The sequence below is a fragment of the Fictibacillus gelatini DSM 15865 genome (assembly GCF_000430745.1).
Taxonomy (GTDB): domain Bacteria; phylum Bacillota; class Bacilli; order Bacillales; family Fictibacillaceae; genus Fictibacillus_A; species Fictibacillus_A gelatini.
On sequence record NZ_AUMP01000075.1, the window covers coordinates 1 to 2,164 of the forward strand.

Genomic DNA, 2,164 nt, shown 5'->3' on the forward strand with positions numbered 1-2,164 from the left:
TTGAAAAGACTATCATAACTTATCTGGATTATAATTGGGGAAAAAGTGTTCATTTCTATTTAGCAGAAACTGTTGATTTTAGTTTAGCAGTTACAACTGAGCCCTATATTTATATAGGCAAGGGAAATTCTATTTACTTTGAAGGTGAAAAGCCGATTACAGTACGAATGGAATTAGAGAATGAAGTACCACCAAATTTATATACAGAATTCACAAAAAAAGTATAGTCCTCTCATATTGAGAAGACTATACTTTTTCATTTATTAACTGTTCGACCGCTGGAATATCCGCAGGTGCCCATTTTAAAGAGGCTAGATTTTCTCTTTTGAACCAAATAAGTTTTGAATGTTCATTTGGTGTAGGTTCCCCTTCTATAATCTTACACTTTATTGAAATTAAATTAATCGTAAATGTTTCGTATTCATGGGTATTGTCATTATAAACTTTATTTGATGTCTCAATTTTGCAGTTCAACTCTTCTTCAATTTCCCTTTTTAGTGCAGAGTAAATATCCTCGTTCGTCTCTACTTTTCCACCAGGAAATTCCCACATATTTGGAATAGACATTTCAGGGGAGCGTAAGGCACACAAAATTTCACCTTGTTCATTTTCAATAATGGCTGCGACAACTTTTATATGTTTCTTCAATTTAATCATTCCTTTATATAAAAAGATTTCTTGTTAATTTCAAAATCTACACAATCGATTCTTTCTCGATTCATTTATACATCCCCTCTGCATCCATAAGAAGATTTAGGAAAATGATCCCTAAAGAATAATGCCAGATTGGAATAAAGATCTTCATTCATATTATCATAAACGAGCTGAATCATGCCATGAAAGGAATATCCTCTTTATTTATCCATCCTAAAATGATTAATGGAAAAACTTTTGGTATGCCTTTTTTGCTAGAATGGAAAAGAACTTCAAAGTAGAACAAATAAATAAGGAAAGGTGAAATGATGCCAACATACAACAAATTAGTTCGCGATAAAATACCTGAAATCATTGTGGCGACGGGGAAAGGTTGCAATACTACGATTCTAGCAAATGACGAGTATGTTAAAGAATTGAAAAAGAAATGTTATGAAGAATTGGATGAGTAAGCAGCAGCGGAAAACGATGAACAGGCCGTTGAAGAATTGGCCGACCTTCTTGAATTGATGCACGCATTAGCTTCCGTTCATGGCGTTTCTTTTGATAAGATCGAAGAAGTTCGCAAAGAGAAAGCGGAAAAACGCGGTGGTTTTCAAGAGCGGATTTTCCTCGTGGATGTTGAAGACTGATGCCGAACGTAAAGTTAATCACCGAACGATTAATAGACGAGGTAGTAGAAGGCATTCGGCAGTCGGATTCAATTTATATTTTAACTTCATTTTTGATGAGATCGGGAGTCCAGTTGCTGGCTCCTTTTTTAAAGGAAGCGTTTGAGCGGGGAGCAGAAGTGAAAGTATGCGCAGGTGATTATTTGTTTGTCACCCACCCGGACGCGCTCGAAAATTTGTTGCACATTCACGATAGCATTGAAGTCCGGCTGTTTAAAAGCAACGGAAAATCTTTTCACCCGAAGGCGTATTTATTTGGAGGCGAGAAAGGAGACAATTTCTTTATCGTCGGTTCGTCCAATTTATCGCGTTCAGCCTTAACGACAGGTGTCGAGTGGAACATTTCCTTAAAAGAAGAATTCGAGCCTGTCACGTATGCGGAAGCGTTTGATCAGTTCTCCAAGATTTTCGAACACGAATTAACCCTTTTCTCATATGCACTCACAAATATTCCTGTGCCTCTAGCATCCTGGAACACGACCCCTTTTTCCCACAGGTCTAAAGATTTCGTTTCGTGCTTTGCTCACATTAAATTGAGCCATTAACGTTTCTAATACCGGTAGTTTATATCCTTGCTCTAGTCTATTGTTTTCAAATTACTTTTCAATTTCAAATTTGTTTTATAGCACACCGCTCAAGGACAAAAACGCGTCCTGAAGGAGGAAATCTGTCTAAGAGAGCGCCGTTCAAAGACAAAAACGCTTCCCGAAGTTAGAAATCTGTCTCAGAGAGTGCCGCTCAAGGACAAAAATGCGTCCCCAAGGCAAAAATCTGTCTCAGAGAGTGCCGCTCAAGGACAAAAATGCGTCCCAAAGGCAAAAATCTGTCTCAGAGAGCGC

At 37.8% G+C, this 2,164-nt stretch carries 2 protein-coding genes and 3 pseudogenes; 3 read left to right on the forward strand and 2 right to left on the reverse strand.

Translation table 11 applies throughout. The annotated features are described in order from the left end of the window. Window positions 1-227, forward strand: a 227-nt coding sequence (locus H538_RS26620; protein WP_035351516.1) for a hypothetical protein, incomplete at its 5' end; no start/stop codon positions are given. A gap of 19 nt (window positions 228-246) precedes the next feature. Here H538_RS26620 and H538_RS0118090 read toward each other — a convergent pair. Beyond that, window positions 247-648, reverse strand: coding sequence for a (deoxy)nucleoside triphosphate pyrophosphohydrolase (locus H538_RS0118090; protein ID WP_026678781.1), 402 nt, complete (start codon window positions 646-648; stop codon window positions 247-249). 314 nt (window positions 649-962) lie between these two features. Here H538_RS0118090 and H538_RS24340 point away from each other — a divergent pair. Both H538_RS24340 and H538_RS26825 read left to right on the forward strand, forming a co-directional pair. Then, window positions 963-1,286: pseudogene (locus tag H538_RS24340) on the forward strand (pyrophosphohydrolase domain-containing protein). Next, window positions 1,286-1,729: pseudogene (locus H538_RS26825) on the forward strand (phospholipase D-like domain-containing protein); the annotation flags it as partial. The pseudogenes H538_RS24340 and H538_RS26825, both read left to right, overlap by 1 nt. Before the next feature lie 20 nt (window positions 1,730-1,749). Here H538_RS26825 and H538_RS26830 read toward each other — a convergent pair. Beyond that, window positions 1,750-1,918, reverse strand: a pseudogene (locus H538_RS26830) (GntR family transcriptional regulator); the annotation flags it as partial. Window positions 1,919-2,164 lie beyond the last annotated feature (246 nt).